The sequence below is a fragment of the Mycolicibacterium hodleri genome, assembly GCF_025822245.1.
GTDB classification, from domain to species: domain Bacteria; phylum Actinomycetota; class Actinomycetes; order Mycobacteriales; family Mycobacteriaceae; genus Mycobacterium; species Mycobacterium hodleri.
This window is the reverse complement of record NZ_JACKTL010000036.1, coordinates 199,179-222,051: the sequence shown is the minus strand read 5'-3', so window position 1 is coordinate 222,051 and position 22,873 is coordinate 199,179. Positions and strand designations below refer to the sequence as shown.

The following is a 22,873-nucleotide window of genomic DNA, read 5'->3' as shown; positions in this document are numbered from 1 at the left end:
CCTCGTTTGCTGGCGGCCGTCAGGTCAGTAATCGCCCCGCGGTGAGGCCGTACTCTGCCACCGACGCCCCCACCGCTCATCGGCCATGCGTCAGTTCTCCCGCGGCAACAGTTCGCTGGCGAACCGGTCGACGAACTCGTCGGTGCCGACACCGCCGGTGGGGCGGATGACGAACTTGGTCAGCCCGGCCTCCAGGTAACCGTCGATCATCCGGTGCAGCGCGGGCCAGCCGTCGGCGACCAAGTCCGTGGGCTCCACGTCGGGGCGTCGGGCCCGCACCGCCGCGGCCACGTCGTCGGGAATGCCGTTCTCCGCCACGGCGACGTTGACTCCGTAGTGGTCGGCCTCCACGGCGCGACCCGCCTCCTCGGCCGCGGCTTCGATCCGTTCCCGGCCGCGCCGGGCCTCGTCGGGGGTCAGGAACGAGCCGAGCCAGCCGTCGGCGAGACGTCCGATGCGGCGAAGGGCCGCCGGGGCGGAGCCACCCAGCCAGATGTCGAGCGGCTTTGCCGGGCGCGGGCCGACGGCCATCGACGTCGCAGAGAAGAAGTCGCCCGTGAAGTCGTCACCGTCGGATCGCAGGGCCGCCTTGAGCAAGCGGAGCGCTTCGTCGAAGACCGCGGCGCGCTGACCGTCAGGGACGACGAAGACGTCGCGCTCCGCGGCCAATGCCGACCGCAGACCGAAGACGGGCAGGACCCGCTTGGGGGCCAGGGCGGCCAGCGACGCGAGCTGCTTGGCGACGAGCACCGGGTGCCGGCCGGGCAGGATCATCACCGACGTGCCCACCTTGAGCTTGGTGGTGCGCGACAGCGCATAGGCCATGCCGACGAAGGGGTCGACGGCGTCGGTGTAGACCAGTTCGGAGAACCACAGTGAATCGATGCCCGCGGCCTCGAGCCGGTCGACGAGGTGCGGGAGTTCGGCGGGACTGGCCTCCGGGCCCGAGCCGAGGCCCACGCCAAATCGAATCTTCACCTCACCCAGTCTGCCCGCGATGCAGCCGGGCCCGCATCTGCATGAAGCGGAAGAGCCCGGCGGTGCCGGCGACGGACTCGTAGGCGTCCACCTGCTCGGAGACGAAACGCGCGCGGTGCCGGTCGGGCAACCGGTCGGTCCAGGCGGTGGATCCCATCGCCGACCACTGCAACAGTGCCGCGCGCGACCCGAAGTCCCACTGACGATCGGTGACGGCGAGCTCGTCGAGGACCAACCCGGCACCCGCCGCCAGGGTTCCGTAGCCGTCGGGATCCACGTGGGTGAAGGGCGGGTCGACGCCGTAGAACCACGGCGCCCACCGCGGCTGGTGCGACAGTGTGGTCGTCACGTCCTCCAGGCTCGGCCGCGCACCGGCACAGACCACCTGAACCACCAGCGATCCCCCGGGTTTGAGGACGGCGGCGATCTGGCTCAGGGCCAGTTCCTGTTCTCGTTCCGGAACCCAGTGCAGGGCGTTGAACGACACCGCGGCGTCGAAGGCCTCGCCGAAGGGCAGCGCCCGAGCGTCGGCGACGACGAAGCACGGCCGGGCGCCCGCGGCTGCGGTCGACCCGGCCGCGGTGGCCACCATGCGGTGCGAGGGATCCGCCCCCACTACCACGCCGTGCGGCGTCAGGGTGGCGATCGCCGCGGTGAGAAAGCCGTCGCCGCAACCGATGTCGAGGACGCGGTCGGTGGGGCGGAACTCCAGACAGGCCATCGCCTCGGTGTTCATGGTCCGCTGCAACCCGCTGAGCTCCGCGTATTCGTCTCCGTTCCAGTCCGCCACCCGCCTATGGTGACACCTGATCACGGCGGCCGGGAGTGTTGAGCGAGGGGCTGATGACGACCCTGGAGCGGATCAAGGCCGTCGTCGAGGCGTGTCCGGCCGCGTGACTCAGCCGAAGACGAAGTCGTCCGGTTCGGGGACCCGCGTCCAGGCCCAGTAGTCGACCAGTCGCCACGGGCTCAGGGTGTACACCTCGCCGTGGCTGTTCTTGTAGAACGAGTGCTCGATCGACGGTTGTGACCACACCATTGTGCGCATCTCCTCCTGACTGCGCCGCACCCAGTCGTCGGTCTTGTCCCGGCGCGGCTCCATGAATCGATGCCCGCCGTCGATCAACTGCGCCAAACACCCTGAGATGTAGCGCATTTGGCACTCGGAGTGAAAGATCAGGCTGCCGCCGCTGGCCAGGTTGGTGCCGGGACCGTACATGCAGAAGAAGTTCGGGTAGCCGGGGACGGTGATGCCGAGGTAGGCCGCCGGTCGCTCCCCCCACTGGGTGCGAAGGTCGTGGCCGTCTCGACCGGTGACCGTCATCGGCCACAGCAGCTCCCCGGCCCGAAAGCCGGTGGCGTAGACGATGACGTCGACCGGGTGGCGGGTGCCGTCGAGTGTCACCACCGCGTCTACCTCGACGTGGTCGATCGGGGTGCGGACCAGTTCGACGTCGTCGCGGGTCAGCGTCGTCAACCAGCTGCCGTTGTCCTGCAAGGTGCGTTTGCCCGTCGCCGGATAGTCCGGCACGACCTTGGCCGCCAGCTCGGGATCGTCGCCGATCTGGCTCGTGATCCACTCGGTGAACATCACCCTGGTGATCTCGTTGATCTCGCTGACGGCGCACCGCTGATCGGGATAGTCGGGGTCCACGCGTGCCGCCGCCAGCCCCTTGTCGCAGCCGGGCCAGAACAACAGGAACCGGTACCAGCGGCCGTAGAAGGGCAGGTGGCGCAGCGCCCACTGGACCCCCGCCCCGACGGCCTCGTGGTAGTTGGGGTTCGGGAACATCCATTGGGCGGTGCGCTGGAAGACGGTGAGGTGGGCGACCTCGTCGGCGATCGCCGGTGCGATCTGGAACCCGCTGGCGCCCGCGCCGATCATCGCCACGCGCCGGCCTCGCAGGTCGACCGAGTGATCCCACTCCGCCGAGTGAAATGCCTTGCCGGCAAACGACTCCCGGCCGGCTATGGGCGGCACGTGCGGGCGGTCGAGCTGCCCGACGGCGCTGATCACCGCCCGCGCGTGCAGCGTCGACTCCGCGCCGTCGGCTCCGCGGGTGCGAACGGTCCACGACGCCGCGTCGTCGTCCCACGTGGCGTCCACGACCTCGGTCTGCCACCGAACGTGCGGTCCGACGTCGTGCTTGTCCATCACCCGCTGGAAGTACGCCTGCAGCTCGGGTTGCTCGGCGAAGAAGTGCGTCCACTGGTCGGTCGGTTCGAAGCTGTAGCAGTAGAAGTGATTTCCGACGTCCACCCGAGCGCCGGGATAGGTGTTCTGATACCAGGTGCCGCCGGGGCCGGCGTTCTTCTCGACGATGGTGAACGGTATGCCCGCCTCCTTGAGCCGGATGCCGGCCAGCAGACCGGACTCTCCGCAGCCGATCACGACGACGGGGAAGTCCTCGCGCGCGGCCGCCGATGCGGCGGAGCCGGTGGCCCGGCCGTCCCTACCGTCGAGCTCCATCTCCTCGAGCAGCATCGGCACGTACTCGTCGGGAACGGGTTCGCAGACGAGCCACTCCATCATCTCCTTGAGCAGTTCGCCGTCGACCGGTTCCGGGTCGGGACATCCGCGATCGCGGTAGTCGCCGATGACGCGCAGCGCGACGGCCCGAGCCGCCGCCTTGTCGTCGGACGACATGTAGCCCTGCACTTCGTTGAGGAACAGTCCGGCGGGCTTGAGTGCGCCGCGGATCAGGGTCGGATCACCCGACATGTGGACCAGCGTCAGCATCAGAGTCGGGATGCTGACGTCGAGGAGCGCCTCTGCGATCTCCGCGTCGGAGGTCGTAAACGGTTGTCCTGCATGTGGGTTGCGCACCCGTCGGTGCTACCACGGACCACCCGCCCCGCGCAGGCCATCGCCGGAATGCGGCGTCCGGTTGGGCGGGCGGTGCACCGGGTAACTGCTCTGCGTGACAGTCAATGACGACGACACCGTCGCCGCGGTCGGCAAGGTCTCCGAGGCCCTCGAGTTCGTCGAACGCGCCCGCGGGCACCTGTACTCGTTTCACCAACTGATGGGACACGCCGATCTGACCCTCGGCGACGCCTGCGACGAATTACGCGAGGCGGGCCACGGCGACGTGGCCGACCGTCTGGAGATCGACCTGGTCGGACGCAACGTGCTGAACGGGCGGTGGACGTTTCAGATCGTCGAGGAGTTCGACGACGACTACTGGTGCACCTTCCGCGACCACGAGCGCCGAGTCCGCGACGAGCTCGTCGGGGGCGAACGGCACCTGTTCGAGGCGAAGATGAAGGAGGAGCGACGCACTCGTGGCCGATCGGGGCACGAGGCGCGGCCCTGACGCTACGCTCGGCCACGTGAGTATCTCGACACCTGTCAACGGAGCTCCGCCGCCCGACGTCGCGCTGTCCGAAGTCAACCTCGGGTCGTGGGACTTCTGGGCCGCCGACGACGACGTGCGCGAGGGTGCGTTCACCACGCTGCGCCGGGAGGCACCGGTGTCCAAGCACCCCGAGTTCGTCCAGGACGGGTTCGAACAGGGCAGGGGGCACTGGGCCGTCACCCGGTACGACGACGTGTTTCACGCCAGCCGGCACCCGGAGATCTTCAGTTCAGCGCAGGGCATCGTGATCGGTGACCAGTCCCCGGAGTTGGCCGAGTACTTCGGCTCCATGATCGCCATGGACGACCCTCGCCACACCCGTCTTCGCAACATCGTCCGAAGTGCCTTCACCCCACGGGTGCTCGCGCGGATCGAGGACTCCGTCCGGGACCGAGCCCGCCGACTGGTGCAGGCGATGATCACCGACCACCCCGACGGTTCGTGCGATCTGGTGGCCGCGCTCGCCGGGCCGCTACCCCTTCAGATCATCTGCGACATGATGGGCATTCCCGAGGCGGAGCATCAGAACGTCTTCAATTGGACGAACGTGATTCTCGGCTTCGGCGACCCCGAGATCACCGCGGACTTCGACGAATTCGTCAAGGTGGCCATGGACATCGGCGCCTACGCCGCCGCCCTCGCCGACGACCGGCGGGCCCGGCCCGGCGACGATCTCACCACCAGCCTGGTGCAGGCCGAGCTCGACGGTGAGCGTCTGACCTCGGCCGAGGTGGCGTCCTTCTTCATCCTGCTGGTCGTGGCGGGCAACGAGACCACCCGCAACGCCATCAGCCACGGCGTTCTGGCCTTGAGCCGGTACCCGGAGCAGCGCGACCTCTGGTGGGACGACTACGACGCCGTCGCGCCCACCGCCGTCGAGGAGGTGGTGCGGTGGGCGTCGCCGGTGGCGTACATGCGGCGCACGGTCACCCAGGAGACGGAGCTCAGCGGCGTGCGCCTGGCCGTGGGCGACAAGGTGACGCTGTGGTACGGGTCGGCCAACCGGGACGACGCGAAGTTCGACGACCCGTTCACCTTCGACGTGCAACGACATCCCAACCCGCACGTCGGCTTTGGCGGCGGCGGTGCCCACTTCTGTCTGGGGGCCAATCTGGCGCGTCGCGAGATCACGGTCGCCTTCGAGGAGCTGCACAGGCAGATCCCCGACCTCGTGGCGGTCGGGGATCCAGCCCGCTTGCAGTCGGCGTTCATCCACGGCATCAAGCGACTGCCCGTCGCGTGGTCTCCGCCGAACTGACTTCCTAGTTCACGACGCGATGCTGCGGGTCGCGCTCGGTACGCTCCGTGGGGTGCAGCCCGTCGTGCTCGGTGCGCTCCGTTGCGTTCAGCTCCTCGTGCTTGGCCCGTTCCTTCTCGGCGGCGGCATACGCGGCGTCCACGTCGTCCTTGCGGCGCGGATCCAGCGAGTCCGCGTGCTGGAACTTCGAATCGAGCTCTTCGCGTGAGGATGCCGCCTCGTCTCGGTGGCTGGCGGCGCGGTCGCTGAGCCGGGCCGCCTCGGCGGCCTTGGCCTCAGCTTCGGCGGCGGCGGCGCGCGCCTTGGCCTCGGTCTCGGCGGCGATGGCCTCGCGCTTCTCCACCCGCGCGCTCTCCTCGCGGGCCTCATCCCGGATCCGGTCGGCCTCGGCGCGGCGCTTCTTGTCCCGCGCGCTGCGCGCCATGAACGACAGGCCCAAGATCAACAGCAGGACCACCACGACGGCCACGACGATGGCGATGACGGTGTTGGTGCTCATGTCCGGCTCCTTCGACTCGGCGCGCCAGTTATTGACGCGCTCGCTGGAAGGTGGGTTGCCCGGCGCGGCCGATCTTCAAACCGCGTCGTAGGGGTGGTGCTACCCCACGTACTTGGTGAACCACGCTTGCACGCGTTGCCAGGCGTCCGCGGCGGCCGTGGGGTCGTAGCGCTCGCCGGTGTCGTTGAAGAACGCGTGGTCGGCGCCTTGTTCCACGACGAGGTCGTTGACGACGCCGGCCTTGTCGAGTGCCTGCTGGGCCGCATCCTTGGTGCCGGTCACCCGGGCGTCCTTGGACCCGTAGAACGCCAGCACCGCCACGTCCTTGGAACCGCTGAAGTCCGCATTGTCGGGCGTCGGCCCGTAGAACGGCACCGCGGCCGCCAACTGCGGCTCTCCCGAGGCGAGCAGTTGCCACACCAGGCCACCGCCCATGCAGAACCCGACGGCGGCCACCTTCACCCCCGGCGTGCGGCGCTGCAGTTCCTCGACCCCCGACTTCATGTCGGCGACGAAGTCCTCCGGGGAGATCTTGCTTAGCGCGGCGGTGGCCTCGGCCGGGTCGGTGAATGCCGCCGTGCCGCCATCGGCCGACAGCAGGTCGACCGCGAGACTGGAGTAGCCGATTCCGGCGAAACGCCCGGCGACCGAACGCACCCAGTCGGTGAGCCCCTTGTTCTCGTGGATCACCAGGACCGCGCCCTTGGGGGTTTGGGCCGCGGCCCACGCCCCCTGAAGTTCGCCGCGGGGGCCTGCCCAGGTGACGGGCTCGGTCTGCAGGGCGTTCTCGATCCCCGGCGGAGGCGCCTTCTCCGTTGCCGCACCGCTGGAGGTCACCGGCGCGTCGGCGGTGGGCGTGCCGTCGGCGGGCTTGTCCGCCGAACGGCACGCGGCGATGAGGGAGGACGCCGCCGCGGCGCCGACGCCGATCAGCGCGAGCCTGCGGAACGCTTCGCGACGGGACATCAACCCCTCGACGTGGTCGGTTGCGATCTCTTCGGCGATGTAACGCTGCAGCGGAGTCACGAAACCGAGTATGCCCGCAGATTTTCCAACTTGCGATGACGGACGCCTCCGACCACCGATACTCGACGTCATGATCAACCCGGCGGGCAACCGCGCTCTCGCAGGGCGCGTCGCCGTGGTGGCCGGGGCCACCCGCGGGGCGGGCCGCGGCATCGCCGCCGCGCTGGGAGAGGCGGGTGCCACGGTCGTGTGCACGGGTCGCACCAGCTCTACGGTGAACCTGCGCTCCGACTACGACAGACCCGAAACCGTCGAGGAGACAGCACAACTCGTCGATGAACTCGGTGGCGTGGGCGTCGCGATCCCGACCGATCACCTCGACGTGGTTCAGGTGCGCGCGTTGGCGGAACGGCTGCGATCCGACTACGGCGTCGTCGACGTGCTCGTCAACGACATCTGGGGTGCCGAGAACCTCAAGGGGCCACCGTCGACGTGGGATCGGCCGATGTGGGAGCACGACCTCTCCGACGGACTTCGAATCCTCCGACTCGGGGTCGACACCCACCTCATCACGTCGCACTGCTTGTTGCCCCTGTTGGTCACCCGGCCCGGTGGCCTCCTGGTCGAGGTGACCGACGGGACGGCCGAGTTCAACGCGCACCACTATCGGCTGTCGGCCTTCTACGACCTGGCCAAGGTGTCGGTCAACAGGATCGCGTTCAGCCAAGGCCACGACCTGGCGCCGTTCGGCTGCACGGCGGTGGCCGTCACGCCCGGGTGGCTGCGTTCGGAGATGATGCTCGAGAACTACGGGGTCAGCGCGACGAATTGGCGCGACGCCCTCGACCCGTGCCGTGCCGACGGCGGGCCCGTCGCACCCCCGTCCTTCACCGAATCCGAGACGCCGCTCTTCCTGGGCCGGGGGGTCGCGGCGATCGCGGCCGACCCCGACCGGGCGCGGTGGAATCAGCGCTCCGCCAGTTCGGTGCAGCTCGCCAGGGAGTACGGCTTCACCGACGTAGACGGCCGCCAGCCCGACGCATGGGCCGAGCAGTAGACAATTTCGGAGATCTGTTCACGATTTCGTTGACACGGGTGCGTTACCGCTGTTCTATGACGGAGTGACGTACGACACGATCATTCGCAACGGCCGCTGGTTCGACGGCTCCGGAGCGGCGTCCGCGGTCCGCAACATCGGCATTCGGAACGGCCACGTCGTGGCGATCTCGGCCGACGATCTCGACGCGACCGACTGCCCCCGCGTCGTCGACGCCACCGGCCTGTGGGTGCTGCCCGGCATGCTCGACATCCACACGCACTACGACGTCGAGGTGCTCAACGGGCCCGCCCTGGCCGAGTCGCTGCGCCACGGCGTGACGACGGTGATGCTCGGCTCGTGCTCGCTGTCCACCATCCACGTCGACGGCACCCAGGCCGGTGACCTGTTCGGCCGCGTCGAGGCGATCCCCCGCGAGCACGTCATCGCCGCGGTCGACGGCCGCAAGACGTGGCGCACCTGTGAGGAGTACGTCGAGGCGCTCGAGACGATGCCGCTCGGTCCCAATCTGGCGGCGTTCATCGGCCACTCCGACATGCGTACCGCGGTCATGGGTCTCGACCGTGCGACCCGCAAGCGCGAGCGGCCCAGCCGTGCCGAGCAGGCGGAGATGGAGCGCATGCTCGCCGAGGCGCTGCGGGCCGGTTTCGTCGGCATGTCGTCGATGCAGTTGCTCTTCGACAAGATCGACGGCGACGTCTGCCGGTCCCGCACCCTGCCGTCGACGTATGCCGGGGCTCGAGAACAACGCCGGCTGAAGTCGTTGCTACGCAAGGCCGGTCGCGTCCTACAGTCGGGGCCCAACATCGAGAACCCGGTCAACTTGGGGTCGCAGATCGCGCAGTCGCTCGGCGTGTTCCGCAACCCTCTGAAGACCAGCCTGCTGTCGGCGGCCGACGTGAAGTCCAATCCGTACGCGATCGCACTGATGGGTCCGGTCGCGCGCCTGGTCAACCGCCTCGGCGCTGACTTCCGATGGCAGCACCTGCCGGTGCCGTTCGAGGTGTACGCGGACGGCATCGACCTGGTGATCTTCGAGGAGTTCGGCGCCGGCGCCGCGGCGCTGCACCTCCGCGACGAGGTCGAGCGCAACGAGATGATGCGCGACGAGGACTACCGCCGCCGGTTCCGCAAGGAGTACGAGAGCAAGTTCGGGGTGCGGGTGTGGCACCGCGACTTCTTCGACGCCGAGATCGTGGAGTGTCCGGACGCGAGCGTCGTCGGGAAGTCCTTCGGCCGGGTCGGCGTCGAGCGCGGCGGCCTCCACCCCGTCGACGCCTTCCTGGACCTGGTGTTGGAGCACGGCACGGCGCTGCGGTGGCGCACGACGATCTCCAATCACCGCCCCGAGGTGCTCAAGAAGCTGGCCCGCGATCCCGGTGTGCAGATGGGGTTCTCCGATGCCGGCGCCCACCTGCGGAACATGGCCTTCTACAACATGGGTTTGAGGTTGTTGCGCCACGTCAGGGACGCCGAGGCCGCGGGTACGCCGTTCATGACCGTCGAGCAGGCGGTGCACCGGCTGACCGGTGAACTGGCCGACTGGTACCGCCTCGACGCCGGGCACCTGCGGATTGGTGACCGTGCCGACGTCGCGATCGTCGACCCGGCCTGTCTCGACGACCGCCTGGACGCCTACGCCGAGGAGCCCGTCGAGCAGTACGGCGGGCTGTCGCGCATGGTCAACCGCAACCGCGAGACGGTGCGGGCGGTATTCGTCGGCGGCCGAGCGGTGTTCCTCGACGGTGAGCCCACCGACCTGGTCGGCCGGCACCGGACGGGACGCTTCCTGCGTGCCGCCCACCAGTCCCCCGCCATCGCCGCGCAGAAGGACGAGTTCACAAGTGTCGGTTGAGGATACGGTGCTCGGCATGTGGGCGGCCCTGTCCGCGCGTGACTGGGCGGCGTTGAAGACCTTCCTCTCCGAGGACTGCATCTACCTCGACGTCCCCGTGGGGCCCGCCGCCGCGGCGAAGGGTCCCGAGGACATCGTCAAGAGACTCAAGATCGGCCTGGAGCCGCTGGCGTCCTACGAGAACTTCACCGGGCTGCTCGTCGTCGACGGTGCCGACGCCATGTACGAGCACCACGAGGAATGGCATTGGGCTACTGGGGAATCGGCTGTGCTCCGGTTCGTCACCGTGCACCGGGTCGAGAACGGCAAGATCTCGCTCTGGAAGGACTACTGGGACATGAGCGCGTTGGCCAACCACGCTCCCCCCAGCTGGCTGGAGGACTTCGCCAACGCCGACATGTCGTGGATGTACGACGCGACCGGCGTCGTCTGAGGGTTGCCATTCGCATCGCGTTCCCGGTGAATGCGCGTGTTGCGCTCCGCGGAGCGAGTGGTCGTGCGCCGCGGCATGGTCAGCCCGGTGACGTGTGCTGTGGCCGCTTCGGTCGCAACCACTGTCGCCGTGGGTTCGGATAGTTCCGGGAACAGCAGTCGGCTGCCCGGGGTGGTGACGTGGGTGCGGCCGTCGGGTGCGATCCACACGACGGTGCCGTCTTCGAATTGCTCATCCTGCCAACCACTTTGACCGCACCAGAACGTTTTCAGCAAGTGGTGTCGACGGCAAAGGCACTTGAGGTTGGCCGCCGCGGTCGGCCCGTAGGGCCACGGAATCGTATGGTCGACGTCGGTATGGGTGGCTGGCACGCGGCAGCCCGGGAAGCGACAGGTCATGTCGCGGCAACGGACGAAGTTGGCCAGCTTCGTCGACGGTCGGTATCTGGGTTCGGGTGGGGCTTGCCCGGGATGCACGATTCGGGTGATGGTGGCCCCGACGGTGGCGCGGCAGGCGATCGCCCCGCGCAGGAACTGCCCGCCGGTCATCGCGGCGGGCCGCAGCGAAGCCAGGCGACCCGGGGTGGGGGTGAGGGCTTCGGTGAGCGTCAGCTCGCGCAGCGGCTTGCTGAACACGGCCGAGGGTTCTCCGTCAAGGGCGGTCCGCTCGTCGACCGGAGCGGGGGTGGTGTCCTTGGTGTTGGTGTCACCGGGGTTGGTCAGCGATTCTCGTAGTGCAGCGCCACCATTGGAGGACGAAGGCTCTTCGGCAACGTCCTCTGCGTTCCCATTGCCATGGAGGGCATCGTCTGAGCCTTCCGGCTCGGGCGCGGGCGGCTCGGCGAGCGTGTCCTGGCTCGCGATCACGTAGACAACCACCCCGGTCGAGGGCGGGTTCTGGGCGGCCGGGCAGTCCTCGCTCCCACACAGGCAGGCCAGCCGGTCCGCGCCGTGGGACATGGCGCCCATCGCATCGGAGCGACGTTGATCCAGGGTGCGCGGGTCGGCTGGGCAGACCGTGCGGGCCAGGGCGTCCACGCGGGCGTCGAAGGCCTCGGCGTCGTGGGCGAACAGGGTCGCGAACACCGTGGCCATGCCGCTGCCGTCCTCGTCGATCACCACGTCCACGGAGCGGCCCCGCGCTCGGGTCTCGGTCCGGATCACGGCCTGCGGGTCGACCTGGGCGACGAACGCGTCGATCGTCTTCTCCAGCACTGCCACCGACATGGGTTCCCGGCCCCGCAACGCCTCGGCCAACAGCTCGTCGAGACTGCGCAGCGCGTCGGGGTCGACGACCAGGGCGCCGCGTTGCACGACGGTCGTCACCAGTGCGTAGGTGATGAGACCCTCGGCGAAGACCGCCGCCACGCGGGGAAACCGGTCATGCAGCGCGACGGCGATCAGCAGTTGGTGGGAGGCGGCGCCGGGAGTGATGCGTTGTGCGGCGCCGATGTGGGCGGCGACGGCGTCGAAGTTGTCCAAGCACCACTGGTCGCGATCCGCCGATCCCGACGCGGTATAGGCGGCCTGAAGCATGCCGGCCATCGCGGCGACCTTGCGGGCACACGCCGCGGACTCCGTCCGCGACCACGCGTCCACCGCACCGGCAGCCGAGGTACCGGCCGTGGTGGCCACCAAACTGTCGAACATGCTTTCGATTTTAGAGCGTATTCCGACGAAAGTCATTCCGCTGCAAGCGTTCTGTGGATAAGCCGAAGGCCTGTGGACAACCCCCGCCCCGGGCGCCGGAGATGTCGGAGGCGAATGCTAGTGCCGCAGACTCGTGGCACCTTGCGCACTCGCCACTACACGCTCCACGCCAGTCGGAACTTCTCAGCCAGTTGTTCCGGTGTCAGGTCGGCGAAGTGTTCGTGCTCGTAACCCCGCACGGCGACAACCGAATCCACCACGGCGTCACCGAGAATGCCGCGCAGCAGCGACGATCCGGCAAGGGCGGCGACGACGGCCCCCTGATCGTCGGACAGCAGGCCGATGTCGGCGGAGTTCCGCTCGTCGGCGGTCAGGGTTCCGGGGTCGACCGGCACCTCGGCCCCTAGGGGAAGTTCGCGTTCGATGCCGTCGAGCGCCAGCCCGATGATCGCCGCGGTCGCGAGGTACGGGTTCGCCGAGGGGTCGACGACCTTCACCTCGACGTTCGCCCCGTGCGCGTTGCCGGGTCCGCCCCGCAGGAAGCGGACTGCCGCCTCACGATTCTCGGTGCCCCAGCACACGCTGGCACCCGACCAACTGCCCGGCTGCATCCGAAGGCCCGACAGGATGGAACCGCACAGCAGGGCTTGGGCCTCGACCAAACCGGCCAGCACGCCGGCGACGGCGGCCTCGCCCGCCGGCCTCATCCCCTGGGCGCCCTGTCCGCCGGAGAACAGCGGCACGCCGTCGTGCCGCAGCGAGAAGTGCTGGTGCGCGCCGGAACCGACGCTGCCCGCGAACGGTACCGGCGACAAGCTGACGCGGAACCCGTGCTTCCTGGCGGCCCTGGCCACCAGGATGCGGGTCGCGATCAGCTGATCGGCGGCGGCGACCGGCGACTTGGGTGCCAGCGAGATCTCGAACTGGTTGGCCCCGTACTCGGGATGGAATTGTTCGACGGACACCCCGGCGACCGTGGCCGCGTCGACGACGTCGCGAACGAAGCCCTCGAACTCGAGGACACCCGCCAGCCCGTACTGCGCCCACAGGTGCGAGGGCAGCGCGGCGCCGTCGGGCCCGACGAGGACGAACTCCATCTCGTGGCCGACGAGGGCGGTGAGACCAGCCGAGGTGAGTCGGTCTTCGATGCGCGCCAAGGCGCCTCTGCTGCAGAACGGGTCGGGGGCACCGTCCTGGTCGAAGAACGACCCCGGCGCCCACGCCAATCCGTCGCCGAGGATCCTCAGCGCGTCGACGTCGACGCGGATCCGTTGGTCACCGACGACGCCGATGGCGCCACCGAGGGCGATGCCCGCCTGGTCGACGGTGAACACGTGCCACACCGGGCTGGCGCCGAGACCGGGATTGGCGAACGCGCTCATCCGGCTCAGCGGCACGGTCTTGGCGTGACACAGACCGGCCGCGTTGACGACAGTGCCGACCAGGGTGGTGACCCCGGCCGACTCGAGGGTGGACGTGGCCGCGGCGGTGAACGGTGTGGCTGCCATGGCCCCATTCTGCACGGGCTGAGCGGCGGCGCAGGTTAGAGCGTGATCTTGCAGGCCTGACCGATGTCTAGCGTGCGCAGCATGCGGCCCATGCCCAACCACATCGCGCACGACAGGGCCAGGTCGGTCAGCAGTTCGGGACTGAACTGCTCGTTGCAACGCTCCCAGAAGTGTTCATCGTCGCGTAATTCGGTGTGCCCGTTGGCAAATCGGGTGGCGAACTCCGCGGCGAGGCGCTCCTGCGGGGAGTAGCCGGGCCAGGTCCGCCACTCCGCGGCATGGTCGTAGAGGTCCTCGTCCACACCGGCCTCGGCACCCGCGGCGTCACGCGTGTTCTGGCAGACCACGCATTCGTTGTCGAGCGCGATCACCATGCGGGCCACCTCGCGCGTGCGCAGCGGCAACCGGTTCTTGGTGTAGACCGCGTTCGTGTAGCCGGCCATGGCGATGCCGATGTCGGGCGAGCGGGCGATCCATCCGGCGGCGTCGTCGTCGAAGTCTCCGATTCTGCTCATGGCCGCATCGTACGCCGGAGACGGAATTTCTGGAACAGGTTCTAGTTTGTGGGCCAGGCGCGATCGTGCGGCGTGATCTGGTAGCCGTCTGGGTCGCGGAGCGCGAACGCGATTGGCGCGCGTCCCGGTCTCGCGCTTGGAGCGAGACGAAGACGGGACCGGTGACGGGCATGCACGCCCCGCGGAAGCACCCGTAGTGTCGGCACCTACTGCGGCGGGCGTGCCACGCACTGGGCGGAGTACAGCTGCTCGCCGAGCTTGTCCATCAGCTCGAGCTGCGTCTCCAGGTAGTCGATGTGCTGCTCCTCGTCGGCCAGGATCGTCTCCAGCAGGGTCGCGCTGGTGGCGTCCTCCTTCTGGCGGCACATGATCACGCCGGGCTTGAGTCGCGCCACCACGTCGTACTCGATGGTCAGATCAGCTTCGAACTGCTCGCGCAGCGTCTGGCCGACCTTGAGGGAGAACAGCCGCTGATAATTCGGCAGCCCGTTGAGCAGCAGGATGCGGTCGGTGATGGCCTCCGCGTGGTTCATCTCCTCGAAGGCTTCCTTGCGCGTGTGTCCGGCGAGCTCGGTGAAGCCCCAGCTCTCCTGCATCTTCGAATGCAGGAAGTACTGGTTGATTGCCGTCAATTCACTCGTCAATTGCTCGTTCAGCAATTTCAGGACGTCGGGATCACCGTTCATGCCTCCAGAATCTAGTTCACCGACCGGGCCCAAGAGAGACAACGAGGGCAACCCGTGGCGTGTCGTCTCCCACGACCCTGACAGACAGAAGCCCAGGTGAGGATAGCCAAACCACGGCTGACGGCTCCGATGATGGACTGCCTCCCCTAACTAAGGTTAGACTCGGCTAACTCGACCAGGTGCTCAGCCAAGGAGGCGATGACGATGAATGGGAAGCGCACCATTCCCATTCGTGCCGGCTCGCCCTCGTCGCCCATTTCCGCCGATGACACTCATTCGACAACTGAATTCCGCGGGGCGGTGACGGGCTGATGTTCGTGTGTTTGTGCACCGGCGTGACGAGCCAAGCCGTCACCGACCTCGTCGCCTCCGGGGCGTCGACGTCGAAGCAGGTCGCCGACGCGTGCGGAGCCGGTTTGGACTGCGGCCGCTGCCGACGAACGGTGCGAGCCATCATCGAGGCGGCCAGTACGAGGACGGCCTGCCCCCTGCACGCCGCGAGCTGAGGCTAGTTGGCCTCGCGCCGATCGGCGAACGACGCCAGTGCGTCGGCGTTGGCAACTCCCCCGAGCAATTCGGCGAATTGCGCGTACTCCCGCGCCGCGGCGGCCGCGATCTCGCCGCGAGTGGGCTCGACCATCGTCTGCTTGACCGCGATCAGACTTGAGATCGGCCGTGAGGCAAGGATTTCCGCATGCCGGCGGGCGTCGGCGAGGAGTTCCTCGGGGTCGCACACCTTCCACGCAAAACCCATCCGCTGCGCTTCTGCCGCGTCGACCCACTCCGAGGACAGCAGCATCCACGCTGCATTCTGCCGGCCGACGAGCTGTGGCAGCAGATAGGACGACGCCGCCTCCGGCGCGACGCCGAGGCTGGTGAACGGGCACTTCAACCGAGCCGTCGTCGACATGAACACCAGATCGGCGTAGCCGAGGATCGTCGCACCGATGCCGACGCCAAGGCCGTTCACCGCGAGAATCAACGGTTTCCGCAGCGCCGTAAGGGTTTCGATCATCCCGGGGAAGCCGTATTGCCCGGACTGGAACTCCGGGTCGGTGATCCGGGCCTGCATCTCGACGAGGTCGTTGCCGGCGCTGAACGCCCGTCCCGATCCGGTCAGCAGGACCACGGCGACGGCCGGGTCCTCGTCGGCGTCTCGCAGGGCGATCGTCGTCGCGTCGTACAACGCTTCGTTGAACGCGTTCAGCGCTTCCGGGCGGTTGAGGGTCAGGGTCCGCACCCCGTTGGCATCGTCGATCTCCACCAGCACGGCTGCAGCGTAAGCGTTAGCCGTTGGAGTACACGCGGCCGGGTGTGACCAGCACCACCGTCCGCCGCTGCTCGGCCATCACGCGGTCGTATTCGGCCCAGTCGTCGTGGGTACCACCCGCGGCCGTGAAGACCTCGCGGAGCAACAGCCGGACGGCGTCGCCGGTCAGCCATGGCTGCGGGTCGTCGGGACCGGCGAGCTCGGCGGTGCCCTCGACTGTCGCCCACCGCCACCCGTCGCGGAAGGTCACCGCAATCTGGGGCCGCGCCCGCAGGTTGGCCAACTTCACCTTGCCGTAGGTGACGAACGCGAGGGCCGGCGCACCGGAACCCGGGTGCGCGACGACACCGGCGTTGACCAGTGACGCCTGCACGGTCCCGTCCCGGCGGACGGTCGACACCACGGCCAGACCACTTTCCGCCGACGCCAGGTCGACGGCCTCCTCGAGGGTGGTCATCGGGACAGCTCCGCGGCGAACGGCGAGCGCATCACGTAGCGACTCGTCGGCACGGTGTCCACGCATCGGTTGGCCCCGAACGCCGTCGTGCTGGCCACCATGCGGTTCATCCGGTCGCCGAGATCGGCGTCGTTGGCAGCCCCGAAGAAGGCGTGCAGATCCCGGGTCGCCTCCAGCGGGAACAGTTCCTCGACGATCGCGTCGACCACCGGTGCGCCGGACGTCAACGGGCGCACCACCGCGTTCTGGACGTAGCCGAACGTCGACTGCGTCGCGATGGCCACCGGCGTGTGGTCGACATGCCAACGCGCCAGCCAGGTTTCCTCGTCGAGGTCCGCCGGCCGCCGCAGCATCGCGACGTTGGCGAAACCGGGCGTGCGCGCCCCGGGGGCCGTCGGCGGCGGCGGCAACGGCACCGACTCGGTGACGAGATACGCGTCGACTCGCTCGCACTCGCCCCTCAACCGGTCCAGCGCGCCCGTCACGTGCGGACCGTAGGACTGCTGGGTCCAGATGCCGACGAAGCCGACGACGGGCGGATCCAACGTCGTCAACGTCATCAGCGAGTCGCCGACCGTCGCGTCCCGGACGTTCACGGCGAGCCCCGGCGCTCCCAGCGTCAGCAGGTCGTCGGACACCGCGGTGCGCAACCGGGTGCACCATGCGTCGTCGCCCGCCGGCCCCCGCAGGGTGATGATCACCTTCTCCACCGCTCGAACGTACCGCCACGGCCGCCGCCCTGACCCACAATGCTCGATCGGCCCGGTAGTTTTGTCTTCGTTGTGACGGGCAGGCGATGAAGGGACTACCGCAGCGACTCACCATGCCCGATCTCGGCGCGGTGGGGCGCAGCCTCATCGGCGTCATGCTCGCCGCGATCGCCGGCCTGCACTGGGGTTCGGCGGGTGCGGCGACGGCGGCCGCCGGTGCGGCGGCGATCGCGGGAGCCGCTGCGCTGCAGGACAGTCCGCGCGGGCCGCTGGTCCTGGTGAGCGCCCTCTCGGTTCAGATGGGTGCGGCGGTCCTGCTGGGCACGTCGACCTCGTCCTACGGCGTGCTCTTCGTCCTCGCGGCGACGGCGTGGTGCTTCTTCGCCGGCCTTCAATGGGCGATCAGCACCAACGCCGGGTTGCTCGCCGCGGCTTGCGGCGCCCTGCTCGTCACCGCGCCGCCCGTCCCGCCGACGCTGTCGGGCGTTCTGGTGGCGGCGCTGCTGGCCGTAGGCGGCGGGCTGGTGCAGGCCGTGCTGATCGGGTTGTGGCCACGGCGCCGATGGCGACTCCAACGGGACGCCTTGACGAGGGCATACCGTTCGCTGGGGGCTGACGCCAAGCGTCTGGCCGCCGACCCGTCGGCGGGTGTGGACCCGGCGCCGCTGTTCTGGCTGCGTGACACGGTGACCATGAGCGACCGCCAGGCCAAGCGCCGCCCGTTGGCCTACCGCGCCTGGTACGGCCTGCCGCAACGGATATCGGTGACGCTGACGGCGTTGGCAGGCAGGTCGGTCGACGACCCAGCGGTGGCCACCGTGCTGCGCGCCGCCGCGGGGGTGCTCGACGTGGTGGCGAGTCGCAGTCGTACGGCAAAGCGCGACGCGAGCCTCGGGGTGCTGCAGGTCGAGGCGGCGACCGACTCGGTCGCGGTGGCGAACGTGGCGCTGGCTCAGCGTCTTTCCCATCAGTTGCACGAGGCCGTCGCACTGAGATTCGGCGAGCTGACGCCCGACGTCGACCACGTCACGCGGCTCGGGCGGCGCGGTGTGCTGTCTGCGGTGCCGATCGCCGCGGCCGCCATCAGAGCACACCTGACCTGGGGATCGCCCATCCTGCGGCACGGGTTTCGCCTCGCCGCGGGCGTCGGCGCCGGGGTGGCGGTGGAACGCTTCGCCGACGTCCCATACGGATACTGGATTCCGTTGACCGTGCTGATCGTGCTGCGCCCGGAGACCGCACACACCTACACGAGATGCGCGGGCCGGGTGGCCGGCAACGCCGGCGGCATCGTCGTGGCCTCGGTGGTGACGATCATCTGGCATCCCACCGGGCTGGCGGCCGCGGTGCTCGCGGTGTTCGCCCTCGGAATCGCCTACGCCGTGTCGGCGTACGGCTACGTCGCGACCAGTGCCGCACTCGCCGCCGTCGTGGTGTTCCTGATCGACGTGAGCGACGCCGCGGACGTCGGCACCATGACCGACCGGTTGATCGCGACGCTGATCGGCGGGGCGCTCGCCGTGCTCGTGCACGTCGTCCTCCCCGACCATTCGCTGGTTCGGCTGCGGCAGCGGGCCGGTGAACTGCTCAAGACCGAGATCGACTACGCCGCAACGGTCATCAAGGCCTTCGTGCACGGTCTCGACCACCCGGGTGAAGCCCTGGCCGCGGCGTGGGAGCGGGCCTTCCGGGCCCGTGCGGCGTTCGAGGCGGCCGCGGGGGCTACCACGTCGGACTCGAGTGACCTACGGCGGTGGTTGAAGTCCTACCGCACCGCGCTCAACGCCATCACCACGTCGTGCGCGTCGCTTGAATCCAACCTGCCCGCGCAGCCGCCCGCCACGCTGCACACCGACTTCGTGGTGGCGGTCGACGAGTACGCGGAGGCGTTGTCCGGTGCGCCGACGGCCCCGGGCGCACCGTGGCGCATCGACGGTGATCGACTGGCCGCGGCCGAACAGCGCATTCGCGAAGCCGGCCGGAACTTGGGGCCCGACGACACGTCCAGTCGGGTCCTGGTCGCCGAGATCGGCGACATCACGCGCAGTCTCGTCGGCATCACCGACTGACCATGGCGGGCTGAAAGTTAGTCGCGGGCCCACCGCGGCTGGATGAACACGCCCTCGGCTTCGACCGTGACGCCGTCCGCGTCGGCCAGATGGCCGGTCGCGAACGTCTTCACACCCTCGGTCCGGACGATGGCGGCCACGACGTGCAGGGCGCCCAGCGGCGTCATCCGGCGGTACCGCATGGTGATGGTGCCCGTCAGCCGCGGCTTGTCGGGCGCGCTCGCCGCGCCGCCGAGGGCGTGGTCGAGGATCATCGCGGCGACGCCCCCGTGGACGTGACCGGGTGGGCCTTCGTAGGCGGCGCCGAGGTGGAAGTCGGCGCGCACCCCGCCGTCGGCCGACGGCACGAAGACCAGGGGCGGCGCGACGGGGTTGCGCATGCCGATCACGACGTTGCCCCAGGGCATCTGGTCGCCGTCGCTGCCGAAGCGCACCCCGAACGAGCCCTCGAGTTGGCGTTCGCGCAGTCGCGCGGTGGCGGCGTCGATCTCGGCCTTGGCCAGCGCCACGGACTCCGCGTCCATCTCGGTGCGGATGGTGGCGTCGACGAGCTCCCGAACGGAGTGGGTCAGCGGCTCGAAGATGCCGCGCAACCGTTCGACGTCCTCGGCGCTGAGGTTCTCCACGGGGAAGTCAAGCACGCCTGAACTAGAACACGTTCCAGCGCCGGTGTCGAGCGCGGCTACCCCGCCGGCGCGGGTCCGACCAGGAGTTGGCGCACCACCGGAGCGGCCCAGCGGATGAGTTCGTCGTGGCTGAGATCGGCCACGAACGGGTTGGTCAGGACGTAGCGCGTGGTCGCCAGTCCGATGATGAAGGAACCCATCAGGCCGGCACGCTGCCCCGGATTGTCGGGAGTGACGGCGAACAGCACCGGCGCCACCTGGGTCGCGAAGACCTTGCGCATGGTGTCCGCCGCGGTGGCGCTCGTCATCGCCGCCCGCAGCAGGGCGACGAAGGTGGTGTCGTCCTCCCAGACGGCGAAGAACTTGGGCAGCAGCACCTCGGCCACCCGGTCGGGGTCGACGCCGGTGAGATCGGGCAGGTCGAGGGTGAATTCCACGGCGGCCGCGAAGAGGTCCTGCTTGCTGCCGAAGTATCTGATGACCAGGGCGGGGTCGACGCCGACGTCCGCGGCCACCGCGCGCAGCGTCGTCCGCTCGTAGCCCTCGGCGCCGAAGCGCGCGCGAGCCGCGGCGAGGATGTCGGCGCGCGTCTCCTGCGCGTTGCGGGACCGAGTGGTGACCATCCCCCGAGGGTATGTCATCGCGTGTTGACAGAGGCCGTGCGGCGCGCCTACCGTATAAGTCACCAAGTGTTGACTTATCGATCGGCGGAAGTCGTCCATGTTCCTCGACCGGGGCGAACTGCCCGTACTCGTAATCGGCGCCGGCCCCACGGGCCTGACGGCCGCCCTCGAGCTGTCGCGGCTGGGCGTCCCCGTCCGCATCGTCGACTCCGCCCCGGAGCCGTCGACGACCTCACGCGCACTCGGCATTCAGTCCCGCACCCTCGAACTACTCAGGCCGCGCGGCGTCGCCGACGAGATGCTCGCCCTCGGCAACCAGGTGCGCCGGACAGCGCTGCACGTGGGCGGCCGCCAGATCGCGGCCGTCGACTTCACCCGCATGCCAAGCCAATTCGACTTCGTCCTGATGCTCGCGCAGTCCGAGACCGAACGCCTGCTCACCGAGCGACTAAGTTCCCAAGGCGTCAAGGTCGAACGCGGCCTGAGCTTCACCTCACTGGTCGAGCTCCCCGACTGCGTCGAGGTGACCCTTGCCGCGCCGGACGGCACCGTCGAGACCGTGCCGGCGATCTACCTGATTGCCGCCGACGGTTCGCACAGTTCCGTCCGCAAGAGCCTCGGGCTGCCCTTCGCGGGTCGGTCGCTCCCGCAGAACTACGTCCTCGGCGACCTGCACCTCGACGGGGCGATCGCCGAGGATCAGCTGTCGATCTTCCTGGCCACCAACGGGTTTCTCGCGGTGTTCCCGATGGGAGCGGGCCGGTTCCGGTTCATGGCCACCGATCCCGACGGGGTCACCGGCGACTCCGGCACGCCCACGCTCGCCGACGTCCAAGCCCTCCACGACCGCACCGCCGGCGTTCCCGCCCGGCTCTACGACCTGCAGTGGAGCTCGCGGTTCCGGATCAACAGCCGGGTCGTGGACACGCTGCGCCGAGGCCGCGTCTTCCTCGGCGGTGACGCCGCGCACGTCCACAGCCCCGCCGGCGGCCAGGGCATGAACGCCGGGATCCAGGACATGGTGAACCTGTCGTGGAAGCTGGCGATGGTGCTGCGCGGACACGCCGTGCCCGCACTACTCGACACCTACGAATCCGACCGCCTGCCCGTGATCCGCCAACTCGTCGGCATGACCGAACGCGCGACGACCGTGTTCAACTCCACCAGCCCCCTGACTCACGCCGCGCTCACCACGCTGGCCCCACTCGCGCTGTCGCGCACCGCGGTGCAGGACCGGGCCGCGCCGCGGCTCGGACAGCTCACCGCCTCCTACCGCGGGGGCCCGATCAGCAAGGGCGGCGGTCGAATTGGCAGCCTGCGTGCGGGTGACCGGGTGCCAGACGTCGCACTGGCCGACGGCAGACTCTACGACGTCGTCGACGACTCGGCGCTGACCTTGCTGATGTCTGACATGGGGCCGGAGGTCGCCCGTTCGCTGACCGACGCGGTCCGCCCGTGGGCCCAGGCAGTCGTGGTGCGAGAGGTGACGCTGCCCGCCGGCGTCGTCTCCGGTCCGGCCTGGCTGCTGGTCCGCCCGGACGGATATCTGGCGGCCGCCGGCCGGGGCGGTGACGAAGCTCGACTGGCGTCGTGGCTCGGCCGCTGGCTCGTGTCAGGCACCCGACTCCCCTAGGATCGGCCACCAACGGAGCGTCGACGTGACGATCGCGGGAGGTGGTGAGCGGTGGGGTCGCTGGGGGCGGACGGGTCCGGACTGCCGGCCACCCTGGTCGAATTGGCCACCCAACGGCTCCGCGACGCGATTCTGCGGGGCGCGCTCGAGCCCGGCGAGAAGATCGTCGAAGAGCAGTTGTGCGCGGACTTCGGCATCAGCAGGGCGCCACTACGGGAGGCGTTGAGACTGCTCGCGCAACAAGGTCTGGTCGAACACCTGCCGCGCCGGGGGTCCCGCGTGACGGAGTGGTCGCCGGCCGACATCCTCCAACTCTTCGCACTCCGCCACGTATTGGAGCGCCACGCCGTCGAGACCGCCCTGCCGCTCGCCGATCCGGCCACCGCCCTTCAGCCGGTCCGCGAGGCGTTGGCCGGCATGCACGACGCGGCCGACGACCTGGCGCGCGACGACGCCCACCGCGTGTTCCACGCCGCCGTCGTCGAACTCGCCGACAACCGCCAGCTGAACATCACGCTGGAACCGATCCTGCTGAAGCTGCAACTGCCCATGGCGATCAACCTTCGAGCCGAGGCGCGGCATCACCACGCCGAGGACGGGGTCGCGCGCCATCGCGAGATCCTCGCGGCGCTGGAGACCAACGATGCGATGACGGTGCTGTCGGCCCTGGAGGGTCACGGTCACCTGGACTATCTCGATCTCGGGACGCATCGCTAACACGA

The 22,873-nt window shown here is 69.2% G+C and carries 23 protein-coding genes; 9 read left to right on the top strand and 14 right to left on the bottom strand.

The annotated features are described in order from the left end of the window. Positions 1–90: 90 nt before the first annotated feature. The 3 genes from H7J06_RS16555 to H7J06_RS16545 form a co-directional block, all read right to left on the bottom strand. Complete coding sequence (locus H7J06_RS16555; protein ID WP_264040058.1) at positions 91–978, bottom strand: TIGR03854 family LLM class F420-dependent oxidoreductase; 888 nt, start codon at positions 976–978, stop codon at positions 91–93. 1 nt (position 979) lies between these two features. Further along, positions 980–1,768: a class I SAM-dependent methyltransferase gene (locus H7J06_RS16550; protein WP_264040057.1), complete on the bottom strand. Its 789-nt coding sequence runs from the start codon at positions 1,766–1,768 to the stop codon at positions 980–982. Positions 1,769–1,876: 108 nt separating this feature from the next. After that, positions 1,877–3,805 carry a flavin-containing monooxygenase gene (locus tag H7J06_RS16545; protein ID WP_264040056.1) on the bottom strand — a complete coding sequence of 643 codons (1,929 nt, stop codon included), beginning with the start codon at positions 3,803–3,805 and terminating at the stop codon, positions 1,877–1,879. A gap of 94 nt (positions 3,806–3,899) precedes the next feature. On the opposite strand from H7J06_RS16545, the gene H7J06_RS16540 reads away from it, so the two are divergent. Both H7J06_RS16540 and H7J06_RS16535 read left to right on the top strand, forming a co-directional pair. Beyond that, positions 3,900–4,295, top strand: coding sequence for a hypothetical protein (locus H7J06_RS16540; RefSeq protein WP_264040055.1), 396 nt, complete (start codon positions 3,900–3,902; stop codon positions 4,293–4,295). A gap of 16 nt (positions 4,296–4,311) precedes the next feature. Beyond that, positions 4,312–5,595 (top strand): cytochrome P450, encoded by a 1,284-nt coding sequence (locus H7J06_RS16535; protein WP_264040054.1) that lies wholly within the window; start codon positions 4,312–4,314, stop codon positions 5,593–5,595. 4 nt (positions 5,596–5,599) lie between these two features. On the opposite strand, the gene H7J06_RS16530 is transcribed toward H7J06_RS16535, so the two are convergent. Together H7J06_RS16530 and H7J06_RS16525 are read right to left on the bottom strand one after the other, a co-directional pair. Next, complete coding sequence (locus H7J06_RS16530) at positions 5,600–6,094, bottom strand: hypothetical protein (protein ID WP_264040053.1); 495 nt, start codon at positions 6,092–6,094, stop codon at positions 5,600–5,602. A 99-nt stretch (positions 6,095–6,193) separates the two neighbouring features. Continuing rightward, positions 6,194–7,120, bottom strand: a complete 927-nt coding sequence (locus H7J06_RS16525) for a dienelactone hydrolase family protein (RefSeq protein ID WP_264040052.1) — start codon at positions 7,118–7,120, stop codon at positions 6,194–6,196. Positions 7,121–7,190: 70 nt separating this feature from the next. On the opposite strand from H7J06_RS16525, the gene H7J06_RS16520 reads away from it, so the two are divergent. The 3 genes from H7J06_RS16520 to H7J06_RS16510 all read left to right on the top strand — a co-directional run bounded on the left by H7J06_RS16520 (position 7,191) and on the right by H7J06_RS16510 (position 10,405). Further along, positions 7,191–8,117 carry an SDR family oxidoreductase gene (locus H7J06_RS16520; RefSeq protein WP_264040050.1) on the top strand — a complete coding sequence of 309 codons (927 nt, stop codon included), beginning with the start codon at positions 7,191–7,193 and terminating at the stop codon, positions 8,115–8,117. A 64-nt stretch (positions 8,118–8,181) separates the two neighbouring features. Continuing rightward, positions 8,182–9,972: an N-acyl-D-amino-acid deacylase family protein gene (locus H7J06_RS16515; protein WP_264040049.1), complete on the top strand. Its 1,791-nt coding sequence runs from the start codon at positions 8,182–8,184 to the stop codon at positions 9,970–9,972. Next, positions 9,962–10,405, top strand: a complete 444-nt coding sequence (locus H7J06_RS16510) for a nuclear transport factor 2 family protein (protein WP_264040048.1) — start codon at positions 9,962–9,964, stop codon at positions 10,403–10,405. The genes H7J06_RS16515 and H7J06_RS16510 overlap by 11 nt, the downstream gene beginning before the upstream one ends. On the opposite strand, the gene H7J06_RS16505 is transcribed toward H7J06_RS16510, so the two are convergent. The 4 genes from H7J06_RS16505 to bfr all read right to left on the bottom strand — a co-directional run bounded on the left by H7J06_RS16505 (position 10,300) and on the right by bfr (position 14,763). Then, positions 10,300–12,054 (bottom strand): HNH endonuclease signature motif containing protein, encoded by a 1,755-nt coding sequence (locus H7J06_RS16505; RefSeq protein ID WP_264040047.1) that lies wholly within the window; start codon positions 12,052–12,054, stop codon positions 10,300–10,302. The two genes, H7J06_RS16510 and H7J06_RS16505, sit on opposite strands and share 106 nt — an antisense overlap. Before the next feature lie 155 nt (positions 12,055–12,209). Beyond that, the gene (locus tag H7J06_RS16500; RefSeq protein ID WP_264040046.1) at positions 12,210–13,562 is read right to left on the bottom strand and encodes a type I glutamate--ammonia ligase; all 1,353 of its coding nucleotides are present in this window, start codon (positions 13,560–13,562) and stop codon (positions 12,210–12,212) included. Positions 13,563–13,597: 35 nt separating this feature from the next. After that, positions 13,598–14,077 (bottom strand): carboxymuconolactone decarboxylase family protein, encoded by a 480-nt coding sequence (locus H7J06_RS16495; RefSeq protein ID WP_264040045.1) that lies wholly within the window; start codon positions 14,075–14,077, stop codon positions 13,598–13,600. 206 nt (positions 14,078–14,283) lie between these two features. Continuing rightward, on the bottom strand, positions 14,284–14,763 hold the full coding sequence (gene bfr, locus H7J06_RS16490) for a bacterioferritin (protein WP_264040044.1): 480 nt from the start codon (positions 14,761–14,763) through the stop codon (positions 14,284–14,286). Positions 14,764–15,074: 311 nt separating this feature from the next. Here bfr and H7J06_RS16485 point away from each other — a divergent pair, with 311 nt between their 5' ends. After that, positions 15,075–15,269, top strand: a complete 195-nt coding sequence (locus H7J06_RS16485; protein ID WP_264040042.1) for a (2Fe-2S)-binding protein — start codon at positions 15,075–15,077, stop codon at positions 15,267–15,269. Between the two features lie 2 nt (positions 15,270–15,271). Here H7J06_RS16485 and H7J06_RS16480 read toward each other — a convergent pair whose 3' ends face one another. Genes H7J06_RS16480 through H7J06_RS16470 form a run of 3 tightly spaced genes read right to left on the bottom strand, consistent with a single transcriptional unit; the run spans position 15,272 to position 17,200 of the window. Continuing rightward, on the bottom strand, positions 15,272–16,033 hold the full coding sequence (locus H7J06_RS16480; protein WP_264040041.1) for an enoyl-CoA hydratase/isomerase family protein: 762 nt from the start codon (positions 16,031–16,033) through the stop codon (positions 15,272–15,274). 16 nt (positions 16,034–16,049) lie between these two features. Next, complete coding sequence (locus tag H7J06_RS16475; protein WP_264040040.1) at positions 16,050–16,490, bottom strand: TIGR03618 family F420-dependent PPOX class oxidoreductase; 441 nt, start codon at positions 16,488–16,490, stop codon at positions 16,050–16,052. After that, positions 16,487–17,200, bottom strand: coding sequence for an EthD domain-containing protein (locus tag H7J06_RS16470; protein WP_264040039.1), 714 nt, complete (start codon positions 17,198–17,200; stop codon positions 16,487–16,489). Before H7J06_RS16470 ends, H7J06_RS16475 begins: the two co-directional genes overlap by 4 nt. Positions 17,201–17,286: 86 nt before the next feature. Here H7J06_RS16470 and H7J06_RS16465 point away from each other — a divergent pair, with 86 nt between their 5' ends. After that, positions 17,287–19,269, top strand: coding sequence for an FUSC family protein (locus H7J06_RS16465; protein WP_264040038.1), 1,983 nt, complete (start codon positions 17,287–17,289; stop codon positions 19,267–19,269). A gap of 17 nt (positions 19,270–19,286) precedes the next feature. Here H7J06_RS16465 and H7J06_RS16460 read toward each other — a convergent pair whose 3' ends face one another. After that, the gene (locus H7J06_RS16460) at positions 19,287–19,910 is read right to left on the bottom strand and encodes a PaaI family thioesterase (RefSeq protein WP_264040037.1); all 624 of its coding nucleotides are present in this window, start codon (positions 19,908–19,910) and stop codon (positions 19,287–19,289) included. Between the two features lie 41 nt (positions 19,911–19,951). Further along, positions 19,952–20,518 (bottom strand): TetR/AcrR family transcriptional regulator, encoded by a 567-nt coding sequence (locus tag H7J06_RS16455; RefSeq protein WP_149482761.1) that lies wholly within the window; start codon positions 20,516–20,518, stop codon positions 19,952–19,954. Between the two features lie 97 nt (positions 20,519–20,615). Here H7J06_RS16455 and H7J06_RS16450 point away from each other — a divergent pair, with 97 nt between their 5' ends. Both H7J06_RS16450 and H7J06_RS16445 read left to right on the top strand, forming a co-directional pair. Then, entirely contained in the window at positions 20,616–22,151 is a 1,536-nt protein-coding gene (locus H7J06_RS16450) for an FAD-dependent oxidoreductase (protein WP_264040035.1), read from the top strand. 51 nt (positions 22,152–22,202) lie between these two features. Further along, positions 22,203–22,868 (top strand): GntR family transcriptional regulator, encoded by a 666-nt coding sequence (locus H7J06_RS16445; RefSeq protein ID WP_264040034.1) that lies wholly within the window; start codon positions 22,203–22,205, stop codon positions 22,866–22,868. Positions 22,869–22,873: the final 5 nt, after the last annotated feature.

Bases quoted from the DNA above. Each gene is read 5' to 3' on its own strand.
- H7J06_RS16530 (WP_264040053.1), bottom strand. From the start codon at position 6,094: ATGAGCACCAACACCGTCATCGCCATCGTCGTGGCCGTCGTGGTGGTC.
- H7J06_RS16520 (WP_264040050.1), top strand. From the start codon at position 7,191: ATGATCAACCCGGCGGGCAACCGCGCTCTCGCAGGGCGCGTCGCCGTG.
- H7J06_RS16505 (WP_264040047.1), bottom strand. From the start codon at position 12,054: ATGTTCGACAGTTTGGTGGCCACCACGGCCGGTACCTCGGCTGCCGGT.
- H7J06_RS16500 (WP_264040046.1), bottom strand. From the start codon at position 13,562: ATGGCAGCCACACCGTTCACCGCCGCGGCCACGTCCACCCTCGAGTCG.
- H7J06_RS16495 (WP_264040045.1), bottom strand. From the start codon at position 14,077: ATGAGCAGAATCGGAGACTTCGACGACGACGCCGCCGGATGGATCGCC.
- bfr (WP_264040044.1), bottom strand. From the start codon at position 14,763: ATGAACGGTGATCCCGACGTCCTGAAATTGCTGAACGAGCAATTGACG.
- H7J06_RS16485 (WP_264040042.1), top strand. From the start codon at position 15,075: ATGTTCGTGTGTTTGTGCACCGGCGTGACGAGCCAAGCCGTCACCGAC.
- H7J06_RS16475 (WP_264040040.1), bottom strand. From the start codon at position 16,490: ATGACCACCCTCGAGGAGGCCGTCGACCTGGCGTCGGCGGAAAGTGGT.
- H7J06_RS16465 (WP_264040038.1), top strand. From the start codon at position 17,287: ATGAAGGGACTACCGCAGCGACTCACCATGCCCGATCTCGGCGCGGTG.
- H7J06_RS16455 (WP_149482761.1), bottom strand. From the start codon at position 20,518: ATGGTCACCACTCGGTCCCGCAACGCGCAGGAGACGCGCGCCGACATC.
- H7J06_RS16450 (WP_264040035.1), top strand. From the start codon at position 20,616: ATGTTCCTCGACCGGGGCGAACTGCCCGTACTCGTAATCGGCGCCGGC.